Origin of the sequence: Methylobacterium sp. 1030 (assembly GCF_040544715.1) — a bacterium.
In the GTDB taxonomy this organism is placed as follows: Bacteria; Pseudomonadota; Alphaproteobacteria; order Rhizobiales; family Beijerinckiaceae; genus Methylobacterium.
Window position 1 is genome coordinate 20808 of the sequence record NZ_JBEPKM010000008.1, and the last position, 25156, is coordinate 45963.

Genomic DNA, 25156 nt, shown 5'->3' on the forward strand with positions numbered 1-25156 from the left:
ATGTGCGCAAGATCACGGCACGCGAAGGTTGCGCGCTTACGCAGACTTGACCCGAACCTCAGAGGCCGATTTCAGCACGGTCTTGCCCTTGGCGGTCTCGATCTCGAGGGCGGGCTCGGCCTTCGAGGCCTCGCGCTTCACCGTGTTGCCCTTGATGGTCTTCTCCACGTCCCGCGTGTGGACCTTGGTCACCGCGCCCGAGACGGTGCCCTTGCCCCATTTGTAGGTGACATCGTCCCCGGTCTTCACCTTCGCCTTGGCGGTCATGCGCGTCTCCATCGTGGATGCGGGATCGTGGATGCGGGGAAAGGCGCCCGGCGGCGGGCGCGTTCCCGGGTTTCCACGGCCGGGATGCCGCACTCAGCGGCCGACCTCCCGCCGCAGGGCTGCGACCATCGTCTCGACCGCCGCCTGCGCGGTCTCGCCGAGGTCGATGGCGCTCTCGCCGGCGGTGACGAGGCCGCGCCCCTCCAGCTCCTTCACGCCCTCCGGGTCGGCCTCGTGGCCGGCGCCGTCACGGCGGATCACCGAGGTGACCGTCTCGCCGCTGACGAGCCGGTGATAGGCCGCGAAGGCGAGGATCGAGAGGGCCTTGTCGGAGAGTCCGTTCAGGTCGTCGGCCATGCGTGCGTTCCTCCGCGCGTTTCTCCACGCATTCGTCGAAGCGTGCTCGACGGACGAACGCCGTACGGGGCCGGGGGGTCCGGGCGGCCGCCGGGGTGCGACGACACGTGCGACGACACGTGCGACGACACTCGCGGCGACGGGTGCGAGGACGGGTGCGCTCCTCCGGGCGACGACGCTTCGCGTCGGGGCCACCTTCCTGCTACCCTGCCGCCCTCCATGACTCCGCAGACCGACCAGACCGAAGTGGAACCGAGCCCCGAGCCGCGCCGCGCGCCCGCGCCGCCCGATCTCGACTATCGCCTGCGCCAGCAGGCGATCCTGTCGGAGTTCGGTGTCGAGGCCCTGCGCGGCACCGATGTCGATCACCTGCTGCAGCGGGCCGCGGAGCTGTGCGCGCAGGGCATGGGTGCCGAGTTCTGCAAGGCCCTGGAATATCGGCGCGGCGCCGACACCCTGCTGGTCCGGGCCGGTGTCGGCTGGGGGCCCGACGTGATCGGCAAGGCCCGGATCGGGGCCGATCTCGCCTCCCCGGCCGGATTCGCCCTCAAGACCGGCCGGCCTGTGATCTCCAACCACCTCGCGGACGAGACCCGGTTCCGCACGCCGCAGCTCATGGCCGAGCACGGCATCCGCCGGGCGATCAACGTGCTGATCGAGAACCGGGACGGCGCCTTCGGGGTGCTGGAGGTGGACGACACCCGCGAGGGCATGTTCGCGGAAGCCGACATCGCCTTCATGCAGGGCTTCGCCAACCTGCTCGGCGGCGCCATCGAGCGCCAGCGCACCGAGAGCCTGCTGCGGGCCGCCCTCGCCCGGCAGGACCTGCTCGCCCGCGAGATGAGCCACCGGGTCAAGAACAGCCTCGCCATCGTGGCGAGCCTCCTCGCCCTGCAGGCCCGGGCCGCCGAGGAACCCGCCGTGCAGGCGGCCCTGGCGGACGCGCGCAGCCGCGTCGAGGCGATCGCGGGCGTGCACGACCAGCTCTGGCGGCAGGGCGATGCGGTCGAGGGTGAAGGGGAGGGGGTGCCGGGCGAGCTCGACCTCGCGCCCTTCCTGGAGAAGCTGGTGGCCAACCTCGCCAGCGGCGTGCCGGGTCAGCGGCTTACCTGCACGGCCTGCCCGCAGCGGATCTCGGCCGACCGGGCGATTCCCATCGGCCTCCTGGTCAACGAACTCGTCACCAACGCGCTGAAATACGCCTACCCGATGGAGACGCACCCGGCGGGCGGCGAGATCCGGGTCCGCGCCGAGCGGCGGCCGGAGGGGCTCGTGGTCGAGGTTGCCGACGACGGGATCGGCCTTCCGGCGGGGTTCGAGATCGGGCGCAGCTCGAAGAGCCTGGGCATGCGGGTGGTCGGCAGCCTCACGCGCCAGCTCGGCGGCAACCTGACGATCCCGGCCCGGGAGAAGGGCGCCTGCTTCCGCCTGGAGGTGCCCCTGGAAGGAACCCAGGAGGCGCCCCTGGAGGCGCCCCCGGCCGGCTGAGCGTGGCGCGCGCGCCGACCGGGCGGGGACCGGACAATCGCCCTACCCCGCCGCGATCCGGGCGCGGGACAGAGCGCGAGACAGAGCGCGAGACAGAGCGCGAGACAGAGCGCGAGACAGAGCGCGAGACAGAGCGGATGCAGTGACCGAGAACAGGACGACGGCGGCGCTCCTCGCCGAACGGCTCCACGCCTTTCGGAGCCTCGGCGACAATTGCGAGTTCGGGTTCGTGCAGCGCTACGGCGGGGTCGAGCCTTCCGGCCTGCTGCGCTTCTCCTACACGCCCATGGAGGACCTGATCCGCGGCCTGCGCTGCGGCTTCGCGGATTTCGGCGTGCCGGGCGACCTGCGGCTCTCCGTGAGTTCCGGCGGCACCTATTACTGCCACAGCGTCGCCTACAACATCTGGGCGAATACCGGGCATCCGGCCGGCTCGATCGAGCCGGAGGTGCTGCTGGAGCGGGAGTACGGCCGGCTGGCCCATCTCAAGCGCAAGCTGCTGGACGAGCTCGCCGACGGGTCGAAGATCCTGGTGCGCAAGGTCGGCCGCGACGAGCCCGAGGCCGATTTCGCCCGCCTGGCCGAGGCGGTCCGTGCGCACGGGCCCGCGACGCTGCTCCGCGTGACCGAGGCCGGGCCGGACTGGGTTCCCGAGCCCGCCCGGCGCGTCGCCGACCGGCTGATCGAGGGACGGGTCCGCCGGTTCGCGCCGGTGGAGCAGGCCTGGGAGGTCGATCTCGAACCCTGGATGCACCTCGTGGACAGCGTCTACGCGCTGGAGCGCGGCGCGGCACCGACCCGCTTCGACGCCGCCGCCTTCCCGGAGGCGCTGGCGCTGCCGGGGCGCCTGCGCCGGCATGTCGGCCGGCACCGAGCGACGGCTCTGAGCGCCTACACGCGGGCGGTGGATCCGGCCGGCTTCCGCGCCGACACGGTCCACGTGTTCTCGAGCTGGGTTTGGATTCCGGAGGATTTCGCCGGGGACCGGGTCTTCGCGGCGGCCGGCTACGCGCGGCTGGGCTGGCGGGACGCCGACCTGTCGCGGCGCCGGTGCTGGCAGCGCGTCTGGGCGGCGGGACGGCTGCGCCCCGACGCGACGCGGGAGCCCGTCGGGCTCGGCATGATCGGCACGCGGCGGGACGGGTTCTGGTCCGCCGGGGCCCGCTTCGCCGAGGGGCCGATCCCCGGCGATGAGCCGGCGCCGGACCTGCGGATGCCGCCGGTCCGGTTCCCGGGGCGGGATCTCCTCGGCCGGCTGCTGCCGCGGGTCCTGTAGCCCCGGACCGGCGCCCGACCGGGAACCGATCCGGCACGGCGGTCTTGCCTACCGGGCCGCACGGGACCGCGCCCGTCGCGAGGGGGCCCATGCCCGGTTTCGTGCCCGACCGCCGCTCTCTGCTCCTCACCCTGGCCGCGGGTTCGGCCGTCCTGTCGGCGCGGGGGGCCGACGCCGTCGGGGCACCGGAGCGGATCCCGCTCTGGCCGGGGGAGCCGCCGGGCGGCGGCGGTCCTCAGGGTCCGCCGGTCCGCGACGACAGCGGCGCCGTGAAGAACGTCGCCGTGCCGGTCCTGGAGGTGTACGCCCCGGAGACGCCGACCGGCGTGGCGGTCCTCGTCGCCGGCGGTGGCGGCTACGCCCGGATCGGGATGGTCAAGGAGGCGCTCCCCGCCGCGCTCTGGCTCGCCGCGCAGGGCATCACGGCCTTCGTGCTCACCTACCGCCTGCCGGGCGAGGGCTGGGCGGCGGGCCCCCTGGCGCCGCTCCAGGACGGGCAGCGGGCCCTGCGCCTGATCCGCGCCGCGGCCGCGCGCTTCCGGATCGACCCGGCCCGCGTCGGCGTGCTCGGCTTCTCCGCCGGCGGGCACCTCGGCGGCCTCATCGCCGCGCGCTCCGCGTTCCGGGCCTACGACCCCGTCGACGCGGCCGACGACCTGTCGGCGCGGCCCGACTTCGCGACGCTGATCTACCCCGTGGTGAGCCTGGAGCCGCCCTACGACCGCACGACCACCCGGCGCTCCCTCGTCGGCGAGACCCCGAGCCCGGCGGCGAGCCGGGACTGGTCGCTCCAGACCCATATCCGGTCCGGTTGCCCGACACTGTTCCTCGTGCAGGCGGACGACGACGCGGTCATCAGCCCGGAGCACAGCCGCATCCTGGACGCGGCCTGCCGCGAAGCGGGCGTACCGGTCGAGTACCACCGCTTCGCGGTCGGCGGCCACGGTTTCGGGATCGGCCGGTCGGAGGCGCCGGTCGCCCTCTGGCCGCGGCTCTGCCGGCTCTGGCTGACCAGCGTGTCGGTGATGCGCTGACGCGGTGCGCGCACCGCCGGCCTGGGTTGGCCCTCCGGCTCGGGAGCCGTCAGACAGGCAGGTCAGACAGGCAGGGCAGGGGACCGGTGAGCCCGGCCGGACGCGCAGGTGCCCTCGCCCGCGCGGACAGGACCGCGCCGGGCGCGTCGGAGATCGCCGCCGGGTTCGCGGGCGGCCACGCCCGAAGAGCCGGGCAGCCACCGCGCGCGACGCTGAGCTAGCCGGAGCGCCGCGGCAGCGCTCGGCCGTGCGTCGTTCCAGTCCGTCCGCCGCGGGGAGGGGCCTCCGGCCCCTGACCCGACCGCCCTGCCCGGGAGCGTCGGACTTCGGCGCCCGTCGGCCCCTTCGTCCCCGCGCCCGCCGTGGCGATCACGCCGCGTCGCGCGCGACGACGGGCGCGTCGCGGCCCGGGTCGGAGCCGAACATGCCCGGCGGCGGCGCGCGGCCTTTCAACCCTGCGGCCTCGACCTGACGTCCGATCAGCAGCCCTGATCCAACCGCGCGGCCTCCAGGTCGAGGCGCCCAGCACCCGACAACCCAGCCCCCACAGCTGCTGCCTTGTTCGCATAAGATATATTATGGAATGTAACGAGCAAATCGGGCTGGGTGAGGGGTGGTCCGCCGGCTGAGCCGCTGTGAGTGGCCGGCTGCGAGCCCGGATGGGATCTCGTCTCCGGCCGCCTCCGGATCCGGGCGGTGCGGCCCGGCGTCAAGGCCCGCTCGGCTCGGCGGCATCCGGATCGGGCGAGGGCGGTCCGAGCCCCCTCCCCGCCGCGACTCGCGCCGCCTCACGCGGCGCGCCCGCCCAAGCGGCGCACGTCGCCGAGGATCCGGCCATCCCGGGTCCGACAGTCGATATGCTCCGACAGCCGGCCCGGCCGGATCCGGATCGAGGCCGGCCGGGCCAGGAGCGCGGCGCGCTCCAGGAATTCCGCGGCGCTCATTGGCGCGTCCCGGCCGCCGCCGAGGCCGCGCCACCAGGACACCGCCTTCTCCCGCTCGTAGCCGCTGCGTTCGGGCCGCAGGCGGACGCGCCACGCCGCCTCGGCGGGGCCGTCCCGCCAGCCGAGGACGAGGTCGAGCCCGTCGGGTGCGGCCTCGAGCTTCAGGGCCGTGACCGGATGCCAGGCAACCTCCTGCCGAGCAGCCTCCTGCCCGCCGACCTCCGCCACCGGGGCAGGGCCCGCCGGCTCGGGACCGGGCAGCCCGGGATCCGCCGAGAGGATCGCCAGCTCGTCGTCGGCGGCGGCCTCGTGCGGGGCCTCGGCGTCCGGGTCCGCCTCCGGCTCGGTCCAGCACGCCTCGCAGGTGGAGGCGTTCAGCGCGATCAGGGCGCCGCAGCCGGGGCAGGGCTTGGCGCGCGGGGCCCCTGCCCCGCCCAGTCCCTGGGTGGCGCTCCGGACCGTCACGGCGTCCACGGGCCCGTGCATCCGCACCAGACCGGCGTAATCGAGGATCAGCGCGTCGGCCTTGCCGGGCGCGCAGCGCAGCGCCCGGCCGACCTGCTGCACGTAGAGGCCGGTGCTGCGGGTCGGGCGCAGCAGCGCCACGAGATCGACCTCGGGCACGTTGAAACCGGTCCCGAGCACGCCCACCGAGGTCAGGCAGCGGATTTTTCCCGCCCGGAACGCCGCCACGATCCGGTCGCGCTCCCGGCGGGGTGTCTCGCCCGAGACGCTCTCGCAGGAATACCCTTCCGCCCGCACCGCGTCGCGCACGGCCTCCGCGTGGGCGAGGCCGGCGCAGAAGGCGAGCCAGGCCCGGCGGGCACGCCCGTACTCCGCGAGCTCCGCGACCGCCGCCCGGGTGATCCAGTCGCGGTTGACCGCCGCCTCCAGCTCGCCCGGGATGTAGTCGCCCCCGCGCCGGCCGACCCCCGAGACGTCGAGCTGGGTGAGGGTCGCCTTGGAGACGAGGGGCGCCAGGAAGCCGCGCCGGATCAGCGTGAACGTGTCGGCCTCGTAGGCGATGCCGGAGAACAGCCGGTGCTCGCCTTCGTCGAGCCGGCCCGAATCGAGCCGATAGGGCGTGGCCGTGAAGCCCGCCACCCGCAGCCCGGGGGTCCGCGCGCGCAGGCCAGCCAGGAAGCGGCCGTATCGGGTATCGGCGGCGCGGGGGATCAGGTGGGCCTCGTCGACGATCACGAGGTCGCGCGGGCCCACCGTGTCGAGCCGGTCGGCCACCGACTGGATGCCGCAGACCAGCACCTGCGCCCCGGCCTCCCGCCGCCGGAGCCCGGCCGAGAAGATCCCGGCCGGCGCCCCCGGCCAGGACCGGGTCAGCTCGGAGAAATTCTGGGCGACCAGCTCGCGGCTGTGGGTGACGATCGCCACCCGGGCGAGGGGGTTCTCCTCAAGGGTTTCCCGGGCCAGCGCCGCGATCACGAGCGCCTTGCCCGCCCCGGTGGGCAGCACGATCAGGTGGCCGGGCGCCGCGTCGTCCGCCCCTCCCCGCGCCCAGGTGGCCGAGAGCGCGTCGAGGCTGGCGCGCTGGTAGTCCCGCAGGCGCAGCATGGCGGCGGTCTAGCCGGCCGCGCCGGCCCTGTCCGTGGCGGCGCGGTCACGGCGCAGCAGGTAGATGTCCATGATCCAGCCGTGCCGGGCCCGGGCCTCGGCGCGGACCCGGCGGATCTCCTCGCCCGCGTCGCCCAGCCGGCCCGAGACCAGGATCTCGTCCGGGCTGCCGAGATAGGCGCCCCAGTGGATCGTCAGGTCCGGGTCGAGATGCGCGAAGGCCGGGTCGCCGTCGAGCATCACCACGACGCTCTCCGCCTCCGCCGGCCACCCCGCGGCGAGGCGCCGGCCGGTGGTGATCAGCACCGACCCGCCGATGCCGTTCAGCGGGACGCCGTGGCGGGCGGCGAGGACCTGCACGCTGGACAGCCCGGGCACGACGAGCCGCCGGAACGGCACGCGCCCGCGGGCGAGGATGTGGTCGAGGATGCGCAGGACGCTGTCGTAGAGGGCCGGGTCCCCCCAGGCCAGGATCGCCCCCACCTCCCCGGCCCCGAGATGGGCCGCGAAGGCCGCCTCCAGCCGCTCGGCCCGGGCCGCGTGCCAGGCCTCGACCGTGCGCCCGTAATCGGCCGGGCGGCGCTCCCGGGGCGGGTCCTCGACGGTGACGAACCGGTGTGGCTTGGCGATATGGGTCGCGCAGATCCGGCGGCGGATCTCGACGAGGTCGGCGGTCTCGGCGCGCTTGTCGAGGACGAACACCGCGTCGACGTCGGCGAGCGCCCGCACCGCCTGGAGGGTCAGGTGCTCGGGATCGCCCGTGCCGATGCCGATGACCCGGATCTGCCTGTCCTGCATGCCGTCCTCCGCCGGGGCGGGGAGGGCCGGCGCCGGCCTCCCCCTACAGGCGCGCGTCGGCTTTGGCGAGGATCGCCCGGGCGATGGTCAGGTCCTGCAGGGCGATGCCGGAGGAATCGAACACGGTGATCGCCTCCGGATCCGTCCGGCCCCCCTCCCCGCTCCGGAGCACGTCGCCGAGCGCCCGCATTCCGGCCTGGGCGTCCGCGGAGGCGTGCTGGAACTCGCCGATGGTGCGCGACTGCTCCGGCAGGTCGCAGAACAGGGCGGCTCGTTCCAGCAGGGCGGGGGGCAGCTCCTGCTTGCCCTTCGCGTCCGCGCCCATGGCGGCGACGTGCGTGCCGGGGCGGACCCAGTCGGCCTCGAACAGCGGCGCGCGGGCCGGCGTCGCCGTGACGATCACGTCGGCCGCCGCGCAGGCCTCCCGGGGCGCGGCCGCCCGCACGTCGATCCCCGAGGCCCCCTGCCCCGCCAGGCGCTCGGCAAAGCCCGCGACCTTGGCGGCGTCCCGGGCGACGACCAGCACCGTCCGGATCGGCAGGATCCGGGCGAGCGCCGCGCACTCGAACTCGGCCTGGTTGCCGGCCCCGAACACCGCCAGCACCGCCGAGTCCGGCCGCGCCAGGACGCTCGCCGCCACCGCGTCGGCGGCGGCGGTCCGGTAGGCGTTCACCCGCCCGGCCTCGATCACCGTGTCGACCCGGCCGACGGCCTGGTCGAACAGCAGGATCACCGAATTGTGCCGGGGCAGGCCCCGGTCCGGGTTGCCGGGCCAGAACGAGCCGACCTTCAGGCCGGCATAGTCCGCCGTGGAGCCCGACTTGATCGAGAACCGGTTGGTCGGCTCCGAGCCGTGGCCGAGCACCGCCGGGAACAGGGTGGTCCCCGGCGCCACCGCGGCGATCAGCGCCGCGCGGGCCGCGTCGAACGCCATGGCGTGATCGACCAGGGCGGCGGAGTCCTCCTCGGAGATGAAGCGCATGGATTCAGGGACCTCCCGAGTCATGGTTTCGAAAGGTCGAGACCTTTCGCGGGTATCGGGCGGAGCCCGATGTCGGGGCGCCGCCCCGACGCCCCGCCGAAGGGCCTCGGCCCTTCGGAATCCCGTTACAACGTCATGCCGCGGGCGGTGACCGGCCAGATCGCCTCGACCCGGCCGTTCCGCACGCCCACGTACCAGTCGTAGACGTTGACCGTCGGGTCGCAATGGCCGGGGATCAGTTTCAGGCGCTCGTTGAGCTTCAGCACGTTGCCGGGATCGCTGATCACCCCGTGCTCGTCCGAGCACTTGACGTACTCGACGTCGTCCCGGCCGAAGACCACCGGCAGGCCGCTGTCGATGCTCTGCGCCTTCAGGCCGGCATCGCAGATCGCGACGTCCGCCTTCGCCTTGCTCATGATCGCCGTGTAGATGAACAGGCTGTTCTCGAACTCCGCGATCGGTCGCCCGTCCGCGTCCTTCACCCGCTGGTAGTCCGCGTCCATGAAGACGTAGGAGCCGCATTGCAGCTCGTTGTAGACGCCGCTGCCGCCCTCCATGGCGAAGCTGCCGGTGCCGGCCCCCGCCACGATGGCGCAGTCGAGCCCTTCGGCCTTGAGCAGGTCGACGGTGCGCTTCGTCTCGTCGATCGCCGTCTGGATCAGGGCCTTCCGCTCGCCGAAATCGCGCACGTGCTGGGCCTTGCCCTGGTAGGCCTGCAGGCCCGCGAAGCGCAGGCCCGGCGCCGCCGCGATCTTCTTCGCGATCGCCACGGCGGGCTCGCCCGGCGCGACGCCGCAGCGGCCGGCGCCGACGTCGATCTCCACGAGGCACTCGAGGGTGACGCCGTACCGGACCGCCGCCGCCGAGAGGTCGTCGACATTGCCGAGGTCGTCGACGCAGACCAGCACCCGCGCGCGGGTGGCGAGCGCCGCGAGGCGCTCGATCTTCTTCGGCGCCACCACCTGGTTGGAGACCAGCACGTCGCGGATGCCGGCGCTCACCAGCGCCTCGGCCTCGCTGACCTTCTGGCAGCAGACGCCGCAGGCGCCGCCCCGCTCCATCTGCAGGACCGTGATGTCGGACGACTTGTGGGTCTTGGCGTGCGCCCGGTGGCGCAGGCCGTGCGCCTTCATGAAGCGTCCGAGCGTGTCGACGTTGCGCTCGAGGGCGTCGAGGTCGACCAGCAGGCAGGGGGTGTCCACCTCCTCGACCGGCATCCCGACGGTGGCGGGGATGTTGTTGCGCATGGTGTGTCCTCCTGAACGCGTGCGGATCTCGTGGGGGCCGGGATTACGGGGCGAGGCCCAGAAGCTCGGCGATGCGCGGCGTCGCCTTGATGCCGGTGCCGGTGAGCACCACCACGGTGGTCTCCCCGGGCCGGATCGCGCCGCGCGCGGTGAGGTCGGTGAGCGCCGCCGCCGCCATGGCGCAGGTCGGCTCGACGTAGAGGCCCGAGCGGGCGAGCTCCATCAGGGCGGCCTCGATGGCCTCCTCGGAGACCGCCACGGTGCCGCCGCCGGACCGGCGGAGCGCCGCCAGCACCTCCCGGCCGCGGACCGGCTGGGCGATCGAGGCGCCCTCGGCCAGCGTCGGGCGCGGGGTGACCGGCACGAAATCCGCGGCGCCGGCCTCGAAACCCGCGTGCAGGGGGGCGCAATGGGCCGGCTGGACCGCGTAGAGCCGCGGCAGGCGGGCGATCGCCCCCCGGCGCAGCAGCTCCGAGAAGCCGATATCGCAGCCGAGGATGTTGCTGCCGGCCCCGCACGGGATGATCACGGCGTCGGGCGCGGTGAAACCCAGATCCTCCCACAGCTCGTAGGCCAGCGTCTTGGTGCCCTGGAGGAAATGGGCCTGCCAGTTGTGGCTGGCGTAGAAGATCGACTCCGCTTGGGCGACGGCCGCGTCGGCGGTGTCCTGGCGGGTGCCGGGCACCAGCTCGACCTCGGCGCCGGCGGCCCGCATCTGGACGGTCTTGGCCGGCGAGGTCGAGGCCGGGACCAGGATCTTGGCCCGCATCCCGGCGGCCGCCGCGTAGGTCGCCACCGCGGCGCCGCCGTTCCCGGAGGAATCCTCCAGCACCGCGTCGATCCCCTGCTGGCGCAGGATCGACAGCATCACGGCGGCGCCCCGGTCCTTGAAGCTGCCGGAGGGCGCGAACCACTCGAGCTTGAAATGGGCGTGGCCGCCCCGCCAGGGCCGGCGCACCAGCGGGGTGCAGCCCTCGCCCAGCGTGACCGGGTCGGCCACCGCCACCGGCAGGGCGGCGGCGTAGCGCCAGAGGGAGCGCCGGCCCGTGTCGATCTCCGCCCGCCCGATTCCCGGCAGGTCGGTGATCATCAGCGGACCGCCCGTCTCGGAGCGCCAGCGCGGCGTCTCGATCGGGTAGGTCGCTCCGGTCGCGGGGTCGAGATAGGCGGGAGACGAGGGCATCGCGGCTCGGGTTCCGGGGTGGTTCGGAAAGAGAATACAAAATAATCTTCGACGGCGCGCCCCCTGTTCGAGGATGGGACGGCGCGCCGCGCTGCGCGTCAGGGCTCTGCCCTGACAACCTGCCGAAGGGCCTCGGGCCCTTCGGAGACCCGGGTCAGGCCGCGAGCGGCAGGATCGTCGGCTCCGGGGCGTGCTCGGCGGCGACCGCCCCGGCGACGAGCTCGGCGGTGGCGCCCGAGAGGGTCCATCCGAGATGGCCGTGCCCGGTGTTGTAGAAGATTCCGGGCAGTCGGCCGCGGCCGACCTTGGGCAGCATGGTCGGCAGCATCGGTCGCAGCCCGCTCCAGGCCACCACCCGGTCGGTGTCGACGCGCGGGAACTGCTCGCGGGTCCAGTCGACCAGCGGCTCGATCCGGTCGTGGCGGATGTCGCGGTTGAAGCCGTTGAACTCGGCGGTGCCGGCGACCCGCAGGCGCTCGTCGCCGAGGCGGCTGGTGACGATCTTGGCCGCCTCGTCGAGGATGCTCACCTCCGGGGCCGCCGCCTGCGCCTCCGGGGTCAGCAGGTTCACGGTGATCGAGTAGCCCTTCACCGGGTAGACGTTGACCCGGTCGCCCAGCATCGCCGCGAAGTGCCGGCTGGCGCAGCCCGCGCAGACCACCACCGCGTCGGCCCGCAGGACCCGCGCGTCGCCGGCCGGCCGGCCCGCTTCGCGCCAGCCGACGGCGTAGCCCCCCTCCCCGGGCGCGATCGTCTCGACGCTGGCGTCCTGGACGAAGCGGACGCCCTTGCGCGCGCAGGCGGCCGCGAGGCCGCGGGTGAATTTGTGGATGTCGCCGGTGGCGTCCGAGGGCGTGAAGAAGCCGCCGTGGTAGCGCCCGGCCAGCGTCGGCTCGATCGCCCGGATCTCCTCGGGGGTCACGGCGTAGCGCTCCAGGCCGCCCTCCCGCAGCAGGGCGTTGACGGCGGTCGCCTTCTCGAAGCTCGCCCGGTCCCGGTAGAAGTGCAGGATGCCGCGGGTCTTCAGGTCGAAGTCGATCCCCTCGGCCTCGGCCATGGCGAACAGGGCCTCCCGGGCCTTCAGGGCCAGCCGCACCGTCTCCACGGTGTTCTCCCGGTAATGGGCGATCTCGCGGACGAACTCGGCCATCCACGACAGCTTGTGCCAGGAGGGCTTGGGATTCATCAGCAGCGGCGCGTCCCGGCGCAGCATCCAGCGCAGGCCCTGCATCACCGTGGAGAGCTTGTTCCAGACCTCGGCGTTGCAGGCCGAGAGCTGGCCGCCATTGGCGAAGGAGGTCTCCATGGCGGCGTAGCGCTGCCGGTCGAGGACGGTGACGCGGTAGCCGCGCTGGGCGAGCGCGTAGGCGGTCGTCACGCCGGTGATGCCGGCGCCGATCACGGCGATGTGGGTCATGAGCTTGGACTCCGGGACTGGACGCGTGGAGGCCGCCCTCGAGCGGTCGGCCGGTTGCGCGCCCCATCTGTCCCGGTGCCTGAGAGCTTGATCCGACCCGCCCTGGCGAGGCGAGGCACGGACGTCCCCTTCGGCGGGTGCCCACGGTTTCAGCCCGCTGCACCACTCTCCAGATCGCCCTGACGACACGGTTCCGGTGCCTGAGAGTTTCCGGGGCGGTTGCTCCGTCGGCGCCGGGTCCCCTCTGCTGGGAAGATCCCGGTCTCTCCCGCATCGTCACGATGGGCTGTCCCTGGATACGCCGACCGGCCGCGGGGGAGAAGCCCGTCCGTCCCGCCGGCGGCCAATTCCGCCGACAGCCGGTGCGCGTTGTCACCGCCGGAGCGCTGCCGGAGCGCTGCCGGATCATCGCGGGGAGCGATCCCCGCCGCCGGCGGTTGACCCGGGGGTTTGACGGGGACTTCCGGGGGACGGCCGATGCTGACCAGGACCGCGATCTACGAGGGCACGGTGCGCGACGGGCGGGAGGAGGAGTTCTTCCGCCGGGTCCGGGACGAGCTGGAGCCGTTCTGGCGGCGGTTCCCGGGCGTCACCGCCGTGCGGGTCCAGCGCCTCGTCTCCAAGGACGACGACGCGCGGCCGATCGCCATGATCCTGGAGATGGACTTCCCCGACCAGGCGGCCCTGGACGCCTGCCTCGCCTCGTCGATCCGCCCGGAATCGCACGCCGCCACCGAGGCGGTGATGCAGATGTTCGACGGCCGCTTCTACCATCTGGTCAGCGCCGGACGGACCTTGTCGCTGGTGGATTGAGATCAGGTCCCGGGACGCCGATGACCGACCATATTCACCGCCGTATTTACCGTACATAAACCGAGACTGACAGATTCATATCTTCTAGAGACAAAACTATTCGCCTACACACCAGTCGAACCAACCCTCTTAAGGGTCTCGGTGCAGCTTGTGCCCGAGCGACACCCTTGGTTCAGGCGGACGGCGCGATGGCGAAGTGGATACCTGGCGCGGCCGTCTTCGGTCTCCTGTGCCTGATGATCATCCCGGCCCCCGGGATCTGGGGCGTCCTGATCGGGGCCGCCTGCGTGCTCGCCATCGTCGGCAGCCTGTGCATGCTCGTCCTCGATCGGGTGGCGAGCGCCATCCTCGTCTGGCGCCAGCGGATGCGGGTGCGACGCCCGAGCCCGGGCCGGAGCCGCAGCCGGGTGGTCCATGCCGGCGCCAGGATGACCCGGAAGGTCTGAGCCTCCGGCGGGGCGCCGGGGACTGGATTCCCCGCGGTATCGGTGCAAGGTCCCGGCGCCGCGATCACGGCGCCTGAGACCAAACCGGGACGGTCCGATGAAGCTCCTCTACTCCCCCGCCTCTCCCTACGCCCGCAAGGTGCTGGTCCTCGCCCACGAGACGGGACTGATCGACCGGATCGCCGTCACCGTCGCGGGAGCCTCGCCGACCGGCCCCTCCGCGGAGGTCGCCGCCCACAATCCGCTGGGCAAGATCCCCGCCCTGGTGCTGGAGGACGGCGCAGCCCTCTACGACAGCCGGGTGATCTGCGAGTATCTCGACAACCTCTCCGCCGGCCCGCGCCTGTTCCCCGAGGGCGCCGCCCGCTGGGACGCGCTGACCCGGCAGGCGCTCGCCGACGGCCTGCTCGATGCGGCGCTGCTCACCCGCTACGAGCGGGTGCTGCGTCCCGAGCCCCACCGCTGGGACGCCTGGGAGGCCGGTCAGGTCGGCAAGATCCGCGCGGCGCTGGACCGGTTCGAGAGCCTGGTCGGCGGGATGCCGGCGCTGGATATCGGCACGGTCGCGCTGGGCTGCGCGCTCGGCTACCTGGACCTGCGCTTCCCCGATCTCGCGTGGCGGGAGGGCCGCCCGGCGGTCGCCGCCTGGTACGCGGAGTTCGAGCGCCGCCCGTCCATGGAAGCCACCGTGCCGAAGGGCTGAGGGCCTCGCCGCGCCGAGCCCCGCAGATCGCGCCCCGCAGACCGCGCCCCGCTACGGCCGGGCCCGGTCGGCGATCGCGTAGGGATGGGTCGATCCGAGCGGATCGGCGAGGAAGTCCTGGACCGTCCCGGCGCCGGTGCCGAAGGTGATGAGCAGGAAGCCGCCCGCCAGCGCGAAGTTCTTCAGGAAGTCCCAGAACAGCTCGCGGCCCCTGCCCCCGGCCCAGAAATCCCCCGGCACCCAGAACTGCTTCCACAGCAGCGCCGTCACCCCGCAATAGCCGGCGAGCACGAAGGCGGCGGCCCGGTCGGCGGTCCCGGTCAGGATGCACAGCGACATCCCGATCTCGACGCAGAGCCCGATCAGGATCAGCGCCGCCGCGGGCGCGGTGGCGTGCACGGCCTGCCGCGCCTGCCCGACCGCGCCCCTGAAGTTCAGGATCTTGTCGAGGGCGCTGAACGGCAGGAACAGCAGCACGAGGAGCAGGCGGACGCCGAACGCGATCGCGACGCTGAGGCTGGCCATGCTCTGAAGGGTCTCCCTCAACCCGGCCCGGTGCGGACCGCTGATCCAAGGCGGTGATCCAAGGCGCTGATCCAAGCCGCGAGCGGCGCGAAGGTTTCCTCGGCGACGGGCCGGTGCCGGCCGGGAGGAGCTCCGCCGCCCGACATGCCGCGCTTCTTCGAGCGAGGGTGGCATCGCGGCAACAATGATTCAAGCCGTTTCGCGAAAATAATGGAACACCGGAAATTTCCGGAATTTCGGATCGATTCTCGGCCGATCGATCGATCTCGATGTATACAGTAGCTCGAAATTTTTTCGATCATTATTGAACTCTACCCGAACCGATCGTCCGAGACTTGACAGGCACGGTCCCGTCTCGGCTCCAGTTCTGCAAGTCTCTCTCGGTCGACGCGCGGTGATCACGCGTGACGGCGCGCGGATCGGGGGAACCGGACCGCAAACCGTATCCGCAGAACCGGCGAGCCTTGACCATGCGAATCGCGATCATCACGCCGTCGCGGCTCAAACCCTCGACCCTGGCCGGAGAGGCCGGCCCGTACTTCCTGGAGCACGCGATCGCGAGCGCCAACGCCCAGGAGCTCGACCGGCCGGCGACGATCCACTTCTTCGTCGGGACCGATCCCGGGACCGAGATCCCGGCACGGCTCGCCGCGCACCCGCAGGTCACCTTCGCGCGCGGCGCGCGCAAGGGCCAGATCCCCGCGCTGAACGCCGCCATCGCCGCCGTCGACGACAGCTGGGACCTCGTCGGCTTCCTCGAGGACGACGATCGCTGGCTGCCGCCCTATCTGGGCGTCGCCGTCCGCGCCCTGGACCGCTTCGATTTCGTCTCCTCGACGCAGCTCGAGACCGACGAGGCCGGCGAGGTGGTGCGGATCAACGACTTCGCGACGCCGTCGGGCTGGCTGATGCGGCGGGCCACTTTCGCGCAGGTCGGCGCGATCAGCCCGGCCGCGAAGTGGCACTACGACAACGAGTGGCTCGGCCGCCTCGCCGAGACCGGCCTGCGCCGCGCCCACCTCGTCGAGGCGACGGCGCCCGTCACGCTGCAGCACGCTTCCCTGGTCCGCCCGTGGCTCGCCAACGTCCTCCAGCTCGGCGGCCCCAACGTGCAGCTCGTGCGGCACGGCTTCGTCCTGCCGCTGGTGTGCCGCCTCGTGCATCCGGGCTCCGGAAGCTCGGATGTCGGCCAGGGCGGGACGTCGAGGGCCGAGAGCGAGGCCGAGTACCGGCGGCTGGTCGACCGCTTCGGCCGCATCCCCTGGTGAGATCGCCCTGGTGAGATCGCGCCGCGCGGCGGAGGCTCCGCGGACCGGCGGCGCGCCCGACCGGCGCGGAGGCCGGTTCAGCCCGGGAGCGCACCCTGGGACGCCGCCGCGGAGCCGGTCACGCAGGCGCCGATCAGCCGCCGCACGAAGCCCGCGCAGGCCGCGAGTTCGTCCCGGGTGACGTACTCGTCCGCCCGGTGGGCGCGCGCGATCGAGCCCGGCCCGATCACCACGGCCGGCACGCCGCCGAGCCGCTCGAACAGCCCGCCCTCCGTGCCGTACGAGACCTTGGCGTGGCCGTTGCGGCCCGCGAGGCGCTTGGCCAGGGTCACGATCGCCGCCTCCGGATCGGTGTCGAGGCCCGGATAATCGATCAGCGGCTCGACCGCGACGCCGCAGGCCGGATCGCCGGCCCGCATCAGCGGCGCCAGCGTCCCGGTGGCGTAGGCGATCGCGGACGCCGCCAGCGCGGCGGCATCGTCCGCGCCGATCGCCCGGTACTCGAACTCGACGCTGCAGCTGTCGGGCACGATGTTGAGCGCCGATCCGCCCCGGACCACGCTCGACAGGCCGGTGGTGTGGGGCACGTCGTAGAGCGCGTCGCGGGCGCCGTCCCGGGCGATGGCCTCCGCCGACAGGCGGACATGCTCGATGAAGCGGGCGGCGTACTCGACCGCGTTGACCCCCTGGGGCGCCAGGGCCGAGTGGCTGGCCTTGCCGCGGAAGGTGAGGCGGGCGGCCGATTTGCCCTTGTGGCCGACCACCACGTCCATTCCGGTCGGCTCGCCCACGAAGCAGCCGAGCGGCCGCGGCACGCGCTCGAGCATCCGGGCGATCAGCGGGCGCACGCCGAGGCACCCGATCTCCTCGTCGTACGAGATCGCGATGTGGATCGGGGTGGCGAGTTCCGCCGCGACCATCTCGGGCAGGAGCGCGAGGCAGACCGCGAGGAACCCCTTCATGTCGGAGGTGCCGCGCCCGTAGAGCCGCCCGCCCTCCTCCCGCAGGACGAACGGGTCCGACGACCAGGGCTGGCCGTCGGTCGGCACCACGTCGCTGTGGCCGGAGAGCACGTAGCCGGGGCGCGTCTCGAAAGGCCCGACGCTGACCAGCAGCGCCGCCTTCCGGCCCGTCGGATCCGGCACCCGCTCGACCGCGGCGCCGAGGTCGCGGCAATAGGCCTCCGCCCAGTCGATCAGAGGCAGGTTCGAGCGGGCGCTCACCGTGTCGAAGGCGACGAGCGCGGCGAGCAGCGCCGCCGGATCGGGCGTGCCGGGGCGCGGCGTGGCGGTCTGTGCGGACTCTGTCATGGATCCCATGTCGTGGGGAGGCCTTGGGGAGGTCTTGGCTGGGTCTTGGCTGGGTCTTGGCTAGGTCTTGGCCGGGCCGCGGCCGGCACACCGCCCCTCCCGAATCGGTTTCGGAGGGGCGCGGCGTCCGCCGGAGTTCTCGGCCTTCCGGGGATCCAGGGCAATGCCCGGCGCCCGGCGGCGCAGACCCGGAACCGGGACGACGTTCGGGCGTAGCCGCCGGGTAGGGCCCCTTCGGCCCGCTCGTCCCGGAGCCCCGACCATGCGTCCCGGTCCCGCCCCGATCCTCGCCGTCCTCCTGTCGACGCTCCTCTTGTCGACGCTCCTCTTGCCGACGCTCCTCCTGCCGACGGCCCCGCTGCTGGCCGCCCCGGCCGAGGCCCGCCGGCAGGCCGCGCCCCCCGCCGGGCGACCGCATCACCGCGCGGCCTCCGACATGGACCTGACCCTCGCCCGCATGGCGGCGCGCGACCGTCCGCTCTGGCGGGTCTGGCAGCGGCCCCGGCCCCTCGCCCGCACGGTCGCGCCGGCGACGCGCGAGCGGGTCGCGGCGCCGCCGCTCACGGGCTGGGGCTACGGCGGCACCGTCCCGGGTGCCGCGCCCGGCTTCTGAACCGCCTCGACCCGGGCCCGGCCGCCTGCCATGGTGCGGGCGACCGCAGCGGCCCGAGACGGACACGATGGTGCTGGAGTTCCGCCTGGACGATCCGACCCCCGCGGATCCGCGCCGCCGCTGGGACATCCTCGCGCAGGAGGCGCGGGACGCCTGCTACGACAACACCCGCGCGGTGGCCGACAGCGCCGCCCAGGTGGCCGCCCGGGACGCGGCCTCGGCCGCCTATCGGGCGGCGCATCCGGCCGGCCTCGACGTGCCCTACGGCCCCGGCGCCCGCAACGCCCTCGACCTCTACCCGGCGCGGGACGCGGCGGCGCCCTGCCTGGTCTTCATCCACGGGGGCTACTGGCAGCGGGGCGCCCGGGAGCTGTTCGCCTGCTTCGCGGAGGGCCCGAACGCCGCCGGCTGGTCGGTGGCGATGGTCGGCTACACCCTGGCGCCGGAGGCGGGCCTTTCCCGGATCGTGGCGGAGATCGGCGCGGCCCTCGACTGGCTGGCCGCCCACGGGGCCGCGCGCGGGATCCGCGGTCCCCTGATCCTGTCGGGCTGGTCGGCGGGCGGGCTGCTCACCGCGATGCAGCTCGGCCATCCGGCGGTGGCGGCGGGTCTGGCGATCTCCGGCGTCTACGACCTCGCGCCGATCCGCCAGACCTCCCTGGACGCCAAGCTGAGCCTCACCGACGGCGAGATCGAGACCCTGTCGCCCCTGCGGCTCCCGGTGATCGCGAAGCCGCTCTGCATCGCCTACGGCTCCCGCGAACTGCCGGCGCTGATCCACGACGCCCGCAACCTGCACGCCCTGCGGGCGGCGGCCCACGCCCCCGGCTCCCTGCTGCCGGTCCCCGGGGCCGAGCACTTCTCGGTGCTCGACGCCCTGCGCCGGCCGGGCGGGCTCCTGGTCCGGGCAGCCCACGCCCTTCTCGAGGACTGAGGCCCCGGCCGGCAGCCCGGACCGCACCCGGACGAGGCGGGGGGACGACGGCGTGCAGATTTGCAACTCCCGATAGAAATTCTGCATCGCCGAGGCCCGTTTCCGCCTTGCTGAGGCCTGCCCCGCGTGCTGAGACGGGATCGCGGGCACGATCTCCCTCCACCGGGAGCCGGCCGATCCCAGGGAGATCGGATGCAAGCGGTCGCGCGATCGGAATCCCTTGCGGCGCCCTGCGCCGGCCCCGCGGACCGGACCGGCCGCCGCGGCGGATGGCGTGACCGGTGGCGCGCGCCGCGGCTGCGCGTCGTGCTGGCCCTGGGTTTCGGCACGCTCGGCTTCCTGACGACCCTGACGCTCGCCGCCCTGGTGAGCCGCGAGGCGACCCGACGGCTCGAGGCGGAGGTCGGCGGCCAGCTCGCCGAGATCGCCGGTCAGATGGCCCGGGGCCTCGATATCGGGATGTTCGAGCGCTGGCGCGACATCCAGATCGCCGCCGCCTCGGACAGTCTGCGCGATCCCGGGACCGGAACGGCCGCCAAGCGCGCCGTGATGGAGCGGCTCCAGGCGACCTACCCGGCCTACTCGATCATCGGGCTGATCGACGCCGACGGGCGCTTCTCCGTCACCAGCACCGGCGCCCTGGAGGGCGCCGACGTCTCCGGCCGCGACTATTTCCGCGGCGGCCGCGCGGGCCCCTACGTGGGCGACGTGCACCCGGCCAAGCTCCTCGAGGCGCTGATGCCCCCGGACGAGGCCGCCGCGCGCGCGGCGTCGCGCGAGCCCCTGCGGCTCCTCGACGTCGCGGCGCCGGTGCGGGCGCCGAACGGCCGCGTCCTCGGGGTGCTGGCCGCCCATCTCGACTGGACCTGGGCGCGCGACATGGCCCGCATCCTCGAGGCTGGCCTCCGGGGCCACCGCCAGGGCGCCGAGATCCTGATCCTGTCCCGCGACGGCACCGTGCTCCTCGGGCCGCCCGCCCTGCAGGGCGCCCCCCTGCCCCGCTCGGTCCTGGCGGGCGGCCGGCCCCTCGATCCGGAGGGCACGAGCCGGGTCGGCCCCTGGCCGGACGACGCCGCGTATCTCAGCGCCCGCGCGTCCACGGCCGGCCACCGCGACTATCCGGGCCTCGGCTGGCAGGTGGTGGTGCGGCAGACGGCCGACCGGGCCCTGACCTCGGTGGCGGCCCTGCGCGGGGGCATCCTGGCGACGGGCAGCGCGGTGGCCCTCGCGGCGGCGCTGCTCGCGTGGCTGCTCGCCGGCCTGATCGCCCGCCCCCTGCTGGATCTGGCGGCCGCCGCCGAGACCCTGGGCCGCGACCAGCCCCTGCCGACGCTGCCCCGCTCCCTCGTGCGCGAGGGCGCGACGATCGCCGACGCCCTCGCGGCGGCGGCGGACGAGCGGGCCCGGCGCGCCGAGACCCACCGGCTGCTGATCGACGAACTCAATCACCGGGTGAAGAATACCCTCGCCACCGTGCAGGCGATGGCGGCGCAGAGCCTGAAGAATCTGGGCGCCGGCGCGGCGGCCGGGCGCGACGCCTTCGAGGCGCGGCTCCTCGCCCTGTCGCGCGCCCACGACATCCTGACCCGCGAGAGCTGGGCGAGCGCGGATCTGCGCGGCATCGCCGCCCAGGCGGTGCGGCCCTTCCTGGGTCCGGACCCCGCGGGCGGCGATCCCTCGAACCGGGATTCCTCCGGTCGGGAGACTTCGGATCGTGACCCTGCGGACCGGGACGCTCCGGGTGCGAACACCCCGCGCATCACCCTGGACGGCCCCGACCTGCGGCTGCCGCCCGAGGGCGCCCTCGCGCTCACGATGATCCTGCACGAATTGTGCACCAACGCGGTCAAGCACGGCGCCCTGTCGGTTCCGGGCGGGCGGGCCGCGCTGGCCTGGACGGTGGAGGCGGGTCCGGACACCGAGACCCTGCGGCTGACCTGGCGCGAGTGCGGCGGCCCGCCGGTCGTCTCGCCGTCGCGGAAGGGGTTCGGCACCCGCCTGCTCGAGCGGGGCCTCGCCGGAGGCAGGACCGCCAGCCTCACCTACGAGGCCGGCGGCCTCGTCTACGTGGCGGCCAATCCCCTGCCCGCGGCGCGTCTCCACACCGGACGGGCCTGACCCCGCTCCGGCCCGGGCGGCCGTCGTCCCGACCGCACCCGACAGCGCGCGCGTCCGCGATGCGAGGGCGGCCGCGCGGCCCTGCGCGCCGCGGACTCGCGCCGGAAGGACACGCTCCTGAAGGACACGCTCCGCGCCGTCGGCGCCAGATCTGTCCTTAATCCCGGCCGCTCTCTCAAGATGGACAAAGACGTGCGCGGACGCACACGATAGTACTTACGCCACGGATTAAAGCTTTCGTCGATACAATGTGCCGATGCGCACACGCTATTCCGAAAATGTAGACTAGGGTCGACTTATCGGCAGGGATGCGGTGTCCCTCGCCACAAGTCGAACAGCGAGGAAACGTCATGATCCAGTCCCGCACCCAGTCCCGACATCTCCCGGTTCGCGGCCGCGCGGCCGGTCCCGCCTTCGGCCTCGCCCTCGGCCTCGTGGTCGGAATCCTCGGAGCGCCCCTGGCGGCGCAGGCGGGCGAAGGCGGCGGCGGGAGCCGGCAGGCTGCCGGCGGCGGCCACATGAGCTCCTACATCAACGACCCGCACCACGACCCGCGCTCGCTGCACTCGCAGCGCTCCGGGTCCGGGCAGCTCCTCGGGGCGCCGATGGTTCACGACAGGGCTGGGGCCACCGTGGCGCGCGGCCAGGTCGTCGACCCGCACTGGGCCTCCGGAACCGCGGAGCGCCGCCGGGTCCGTCGCTGAGACGTCGGAGGCCGGGCCTCCGACGCGACACCCGACACCGACACCCGGCACCGACACCCGCCGCCCGGCACCTCCGGCCGGGCGGAGCCGACCGAACACCGCTGCGCGCTCCGGCGCATCGCCCTTCCCCGTTCTCGCCTTCCGGTTCTCCCGGCCTCAGGGACCCTTCATGAACAACCTCATCCAGGGCATCGCCAGCTTCCAGGGCAGCGTCTTCCCCGGCCAGCGGCAGATGTACCAGCAGCTGGTGCGCGACGGTCAGCACCCGAGCGCGCTGATCATCGCCTGCGCGGATTCCAGGGTCTCGCCCGAGCACATCACCCAGGCGGGACCCGGAGACCTGTTCGTCTGCCGCAACGCCGGCAACATCGTGCCCCCGGCCTCCGACGTGGTCGGCGGCGTCTCCTCGGCGATCGAGTACGCCGTGGTGGCCCTCGGCGTGCGCGACATCGTGGTCTGCGGCCACTCGGATTGCGGCGCCATGAAGGGGCTGATGAACCGGGACCTGCTCAAGCGGATGCCCAGCGTCGCGGCCTGGCTGCGCCACGCCGAGGCCGCCGAGCGGATCGTCTGCGAGGCCTATCCCGAGGGGATGGACGCCCAGGCCCGCCACCACGCCCTGGCCCTGGAGAACGTGGTGGTCCAGCTCGCCAACCTGCGCACCCATCCGAGCGTCGCCGCCGCCCTGGCCAAGGGATCCCTGCGGCTGCACGGCTGGTTCTTCGAGATCGAGACCGGTGCCCTCCTGGCCTACGACGGCGCGAGCGGGCAATTCCGGCCGATCGCCGGGGCCGACATGCCCGTGGCGCAGGATTCCTCCGCCAGCAGCCGCCTGCAGGCGGCCTGACCATGCGCGCCCCCGGCCGCCTGACCACGAGCCTGCAGAGCGCCCTCGCCCCGGACGGCGCCGTCCGGGCGAGCCTCGCCCGGGACCTGCCTGCCTCCGTGGTGGTCTTCCTGGTGGCGCTGCCCCTGTGCATGGGCATCGCCATCGCGTCCGGCGTGCCGCCGGAGCGCGGCCTCATCACCGGCATCGTCGGCGGCATCGTGGTCGGCCTCCTCGCCGGCTCGCCGCTCCAGGTCAGCGGGCCCGCCGCCGGGCTCGCCGTGATCGTCTACGGGTTCGTGCAGGCGCACGGTCTCGACGCCCTGGGTCCCGTCCTGGTGGTGGCGGGCCTCGTCCAGCTCGTCGCCGGCGCCCTGCGGGTCGGCGGCTGGTTCCGGGCGATCTCGCCGGCCGTGGTGCACGGCATGCTGGCCGGCATCGGGATCCTGATCGTGCTGGCCCAGATCCACGTCCTGACCGACGCCCTCCCCCGGGCGAGCGGCCTCGACAACCTCGTGGCGATCCCGGCCGCGTTCTTCAACTTCGTCAGCGGCACGGGCGACCGCACCGGGGCCGTGATCGTCGGCGGGATCACCATCGCGGCGATGATCGCCTGGGAGCGGCTGCGCCCGGCGCGGCTCCGGCTCCTGCCCGGGGCGCTCGTCGGCGTGCTGGCGGGCAGCCTCGTGGCGGGATTCGGGGATCTCGCCGTCAAGCGCGTGGCGGTGCCGGAGGCCCTGTTCTCCGGCCTCGCCCTGCCGGCGGCCGAATCCTGGGCGCGCCTCGCCGAGGCCGAGATCCTGATCATGGCCCTGGTGATCGCCGTGATCGCCAGCGCCGAGAGCCTGCTCTCGGCGGCCGCCGTCGACCGGATGCACGACGGCCCCCGCACCCAGTTCAACCGCGAACTCGGCGCGCAGGGCATCGGCAACCTGATCTGCGGGCTCGTCGGCGCGCTGCCGATGACCGGGGTGATCGTGCGCTCCTCGGCCAACGTCCAGGCGGGCGCCGTGAGCCGCGCCGCCACGGTGATGCACGGGACCTGGATCCTGGCGTTCCTGCTGGTGCTGCCCTGGCTGCTGGCCCTGGTGCCGACCGCGAGCCTCGCCGGCATCCTGGTGGTCACCGGCTGGCGGCTGGCGAGCCCGGCCCACGCCCTGCACCTGCAGGCCCGCTACGGCTGGCTGACCGCGGCGATCTGGCTCGCCACGATGGCCACCGTGGTGGCGGTGGACCTGCTCACCGGGGTGCTCACCGGCCTCGCCCTGAGCCTGATCCAGGCCCTGCCGAGCCTGCGCAAGGGACGGCTCCGGATCGAGCACGCGGCGGCCCCCGAAGTGCCCGGCGTGCCGGAGCTGCGCCTGTCGGGGGCGGCGACCTTCCTGCAGCTGCCGAGCCTCACGGCGGCCCTGGAGCGGACCCCCGCGGGCGGCGAGGTCCGCCTCGCCACCGACAACCTCGCGGCCATCGACCACACCTGCCTGGAGATGATCGGCGACTGGGCGAGCCGGCGCAGCGCCGGCGGCAGCCGGATCGCGGTGGTGGGCGGGTCGGGTGTCCCGCACGACCGGCTCGCCGCCGCGGTGGCGGCCCCGGCGCACTGAGGACCCTGGCGCCCTCCGGCGGCGGCGAGACCCGTCGGGCGGAGGGCGCGCCGCCCACCCGGGGCGGTTCGCGGTGCCCCGGCCCGAAACGACGGCGCGGAGCCGTTCCCGGCGCGATCGGGAGCGGCTCCGCGCCGCGTCCGCACCCGGTCGCCGGGCCTCCATTCCCGGACGACGGCGGCCCGCCGCGCGGGCCGTCAAGGCTGTCCGCCTCCGGGGAGACGGCGATCTTCAAAACCGGTTAATCCTGAATCTTCGCGCCCCTTTAACGAGCGGGAGGCCAGACTCAGCCTCACGGCAGGTCCGGCCCGCGGGACCGGCCGGCGGAATGGTTCTCGTCAGGAGCTTCGTCGATGATCAGGTTCCTCGCGGCCTCGGCCGCCTGCCTGGTCCTGTGCGGCGCCGCGGCGGCGCAGGACATGCCCGGCCTCGCGACCCTGAGCCCGCCCGACCCGGTGCAACCGGTGGCGGCGAGCCCCGCGCTCCCGGCACCGGACGGCGCGGTCGCGCCGGGATCGCGAGCGGAGGCCGGCCCCGATCCGGTCGCGCTCCGGCCCGCGCCCGGCCGGGTGCCCGTCGGCAGCCTCACCCTCCGCGGCACCGCCGCCGACCCCGCGCAGACGACCGCCAGCCTGAAGGTTCCGGCGACCGGCCCCGGCGCGTCCAAGCCCTGGTGCGCGCAGGAGCGCCGGATCGGCACCGGTCAGGGCTTCTGCCTGGTCAACTGAGC

At 73.9% G+C, this 25156-nt stretch carries 24 protein-coding genes and 2 riboswitches; of the genes, 14 read left to right on the forward strand and 10 right to left on the reverse strand.

Annotation, left to right across the window (positions count from 1 at the left end; translation table 11 throughout):
- Window positions 1-36: 36 nt before the first annotated feature.
- A complete protein-coding gene (locus tag ABIC30_RS12890) occupies window positions 37-267 on the reverse strand; it encodes a hypervirulence associated TUDOR domain-containing protein (protein WP_354455330.1) in 231 nt (76 codons plus the stop codon).
- 93 nt (window positions 268-360) lie between these two features.
- Window positions 361-624 carry a hypothetical protein gene (locus ABIC30_RS12895; RefSeq protein ID WP_103985056.1) on the reverse strand — a complete coding sequence of 88 codons (264 nt, stop codon included), beginning with the start codon at window positions 622-624 and terminating at the stop codon, window positions 361-363.
- A gap of 219 nt (window positions 625-843) precedes the next feature.
- On the opposite strand from ABIC30_RS12895, the gene ABIC30_RS12900 reads away from it, so the two are divergent.
- From ABIC30_RS12900 to ABIC30_RS12910, 3 genes are all read left to right on the forward strand, one after another.
- On the forward strand, window positions 844-2112 hold the full coding sequence (locus tag ABIC30_RS12900) for a sensor histidine kinase (protein WP_042673357.1): 1269 nt from the start codon (window positions 844-846) through the stop codon (window positions 2110-2112).
- Window positions 2113-2254: 142 nt separating this feature from the next.
- Window positions 2255-3388 carry a hypothetical protein gene (locus ABIC30_RS12905; protein WP_100253325.1) on the forward strand — a complete coding sequence of 378 codons (1134 nt, stop codon included), beginning with the start codon at window positions 2255-2257 and terminating at the stop codon, window positions 3386-3388.
- Between the two features lie 89 nt (window positions 3389-3477).
- On the forward strand, window positions 3478-4422 hold the full coding sequence (locus tag ABIC30_RS12910; protein ID WP_020095530.1) for an alpha/beta hydrolase: 945 nt from the start codon (window positions 3478-3480) through the stop codon (window positions 4420-4422).
- Window positions 4423-5210: 788 nt separating this feature from the next.
- On the opposite strand, the gene ABIC30_RS12915 is transcribed toward ABIC30_RS12910, so the two are convergent.
- The 6 genes from ABIC30_RS12915 to ABIC30_RS12940 form a co-directional block, all read right to left on the reverse strand.
- Window positions 5211-6935, reverse strand: a complete 1725-nt coding sequence (locus ABIC30_RS12915) for a DEAD/DEAH box helicase (protein WP_103985053.1) — start codon at window positions 6933-6935, stop codon at window positions 5211-5213.
- Between the two features lie 9 nt (window positions 6936-6944).
- Complete coding sequence (gene cobF, locus ABIC30_RS12920) at window positions 6945-7733, reverse strand: precorrin-6A synthase (deacetylating) (protein ID WP_103985052.1); 789 nt, start codon at window positions 7731-7733, stop codon at window positions 6945-6947.
- A 43-nt stretch (window positions 7734-7776) separates the two neighbouring features.
- Entirely contained in the window at window positions 7777-8715 is a 939-nt protein-coding gene (locus ABIC30_RS12925) for an ornithine cyclodeaminase family protein (RefSeq protein ID WP_091677276.1), read from the reverse strand.
- A 125-nt stretch (window positions 8716-8840) separates the two neighbouring features.
- A complete protein-coding gene (locus tag ABIC30_RS12930) occupies window positions 8841-9962 on the reverse strand; it encodes a DSD1 family PLP-dependent enzyme (protein WP_056529946.1) in 1122 nt (373 codons plus the stop codon).
- A gap of 43 nt (window positions 9963-10005) precedes the next feature.
- The gene (locus ABIC30_RS12935; protein WP_091677280.1) at window positions 10006-11145 is read right to left on the reverse strand and encodes a pyridoxal-phosphate dependent enzyme; all 1140 of its coding nucleotides are present in this window, start codon (window positions 11143-11145) and stop codon (window positions 10006-10008) included.
- A gap of 154 nt (window positions 11146-11299) precedes the next feature.
- Entirely contained in the window at window positions 11300-12562 is a 1263-nt protein-coding gene (locus tag ABIC30_RS12940) for a D-amino acid dehydrogenase (RefSeq protein ID WP_042673311.1), read from the reverse strand.
- A gap of 65 nt (window positions 12563-12627) precedes the next feature.
- A riboswitch (glycine riboswitch) is annotated at window positions 12628-12737 on the reverse strand.
- Window positions 12738-12740: 3 nt separating this feature from the next.
- Window positions 12741-12843, reverse strand: a riboswitch (glycine riboswitch).
- Between the two features lie 196 nt (window positions 12844-13039).
- Between ABIC30_RS12940 and ABIC30_RS12945 the strand changes: the two genes are divergently transcribed.
- From ABIC30_RS12945 to ABIC30_RS12955, 3 genes are all read left to right on the forward strand, one after another.
- Window positions 13040-13375, forward strand: coding sequence for a hypothetical protein (locus ABIC30_RS12945; RefSeq protein ID WP_056529955.1), 336 nt, complete (start codon window positions 13040-13042; stop codon window positions 13373-13375).
- Window positions 13376-13563: 188 nt separating this feature from the next.
- Window positions 13564-13821 carry a hypothetical protein gene (locus ABIC30_RS12950; protein ID WP_103985074.1) on the forward strand — a complete coding sequence of 86 codons (258 nt, stop codon included), beginning with the start codon at window positions 13564-13566 and terminating at the stop codon, window positions 13819-13821.
- A gap of 97 nt (window positions 13822-13918) precedes the next feature.
- Entirely contained in the window at window positions 13919-14524 is a 606-nt protein-coding gene (locus ABIC30_RS12955) for a glutathione S-transferase (protein ID WP_354455336.1), read from the forward strand.
- Window positions 14525-14575: 51 nt separating this feature from the next.
- On the opposite strand, the gene ABIC30_RS12960 is transcribed toward ABIC30_RS12955, so the two are convergent.
- Window positions 14576-15049, reverse strand: coding sequence for a DoxX family membrane protein (locus ABIC30_RS12960; RefSeq protein ID WP_042673314.1), 474 nt, complete (start codon window positions 15047-15049; stop codon window positions 14576-14578).
- Window positions 15050-15519: 470 nt separating this feature from the next.
- Here ABIC30_RS12960 and ABIC30_RS12965 point away from each other — a divergent pair, with 470 nt between their 5' ends.
- The gene (locus ABIC30_RS12965) at window positions 15520-16317 is read left to right on the forward strand and encodes a glycosyltransferase family 2 protein (RefSeq protein WP_103985051.1); all 798 of its coding nucleotides are present in this window, start codon (window positions 15520-15522) and stop codon (window positions 16315-16317) included.
- 77 nt (window positions 16318-16394) lie between these two features.
- Here ABIC30_RS12965 and argE read toward each other — a convergent pair whose 3' ends face one another.
- Complete coding sequence (gene argE, locus ABIC30_RS12970) at window positions 16395-17627, reverse strand: acetylornithine deacetylase (RefSeq protein WP_103985050.1); 1233 nt, start codon at window positions 17625-17627, stop codon at window positions 16395-16397.
- A gap of 262 nt (window positions 17628-17889) precedes the next feature.
- Between argE and ABIC30_RS12975 the strand changes: the two genes are divergently transcribed.
- From ABIC30_RS12975 to ABIC30_RS13005, 7 genes are all read left to right on the forward strand, one after another.
- A complete protein-coding gene (locus ABIC30_RS12975) occupies window positions 17890-18240 on the forward strand; it encodes a hypothetical protein (RefSeq protein WP_103985049.1) in 351 nt (116 codons plus the stop codon).
- A 67-nt stretch (window positions 18241-18307) separates the two neighbouring features.
- Entirely contained in the window at window positions 18308-19174 is an 867-nt protein-coding gene (locus ABIC30_RS12980; protein WP_103985048.1) for an alpha/beta hydrolase, read from the forward strand.
- A gap of 192 nt (window positions 19175-19366) precedes the next feature.
- On the forward strand, window positions 19367-21292 hold the full coding sequence (locus ABIC30_RS12985) for a sensor histidine kinase (RefSeq protein ID WP_103985047.1): 1926 nt from the start codon (window positions 19367-19369) through the stop codon (window positions 21290-21292).
- A 350-nt stretch (window positions 21293-21642) separates the two neighbouring features.
- Complete coding sequence (locus ABIC30_RS12990) at window positions 21643-21996, forward strand: hypothetical protein (protein WP_244603195.1); 354 nt, start codon at window positions 21643-21645, stop codon at window positions 21994-21996.
- 169 nt (window positions 21997-22165) lie between these two features.
- Window positions 22166-22843: a carbonic anhydrase gene (locus ABIC30_RS12995; protein ID WP_020095513.1), complete on the forward strand. Its 678-nt coding sequence runs from the start codon at window positions 22166-22168 to the stop codon at window positions 22841-22843.
- A gap of 2 nt (window positions 22844-22845) precedes the next feature.
- Window positions 22846-24426, forward strand: a complete 1581-nt coding sequence (locus tag ABIC30_RS13000) for a SulP family inorganic anion transporter (RefSeq protein WP_354455341.1) — start codon at window positions 22846-22848, stop codon at window positions 24424-24426.
- Window positions 24427-24779: 353 nt separating this feature from the next.
- Entirely contained in the window at window positions 24780-25154 is a 375-nt protein-coding gene (locus ABIC30_RS13005; RefSeq protein ID WP_091926290.1) for a hypothetical protein, read from the forward strand.
- The last annotated feature ends 2 nt before the right edge of the window (window positions 25155-25156 follow it).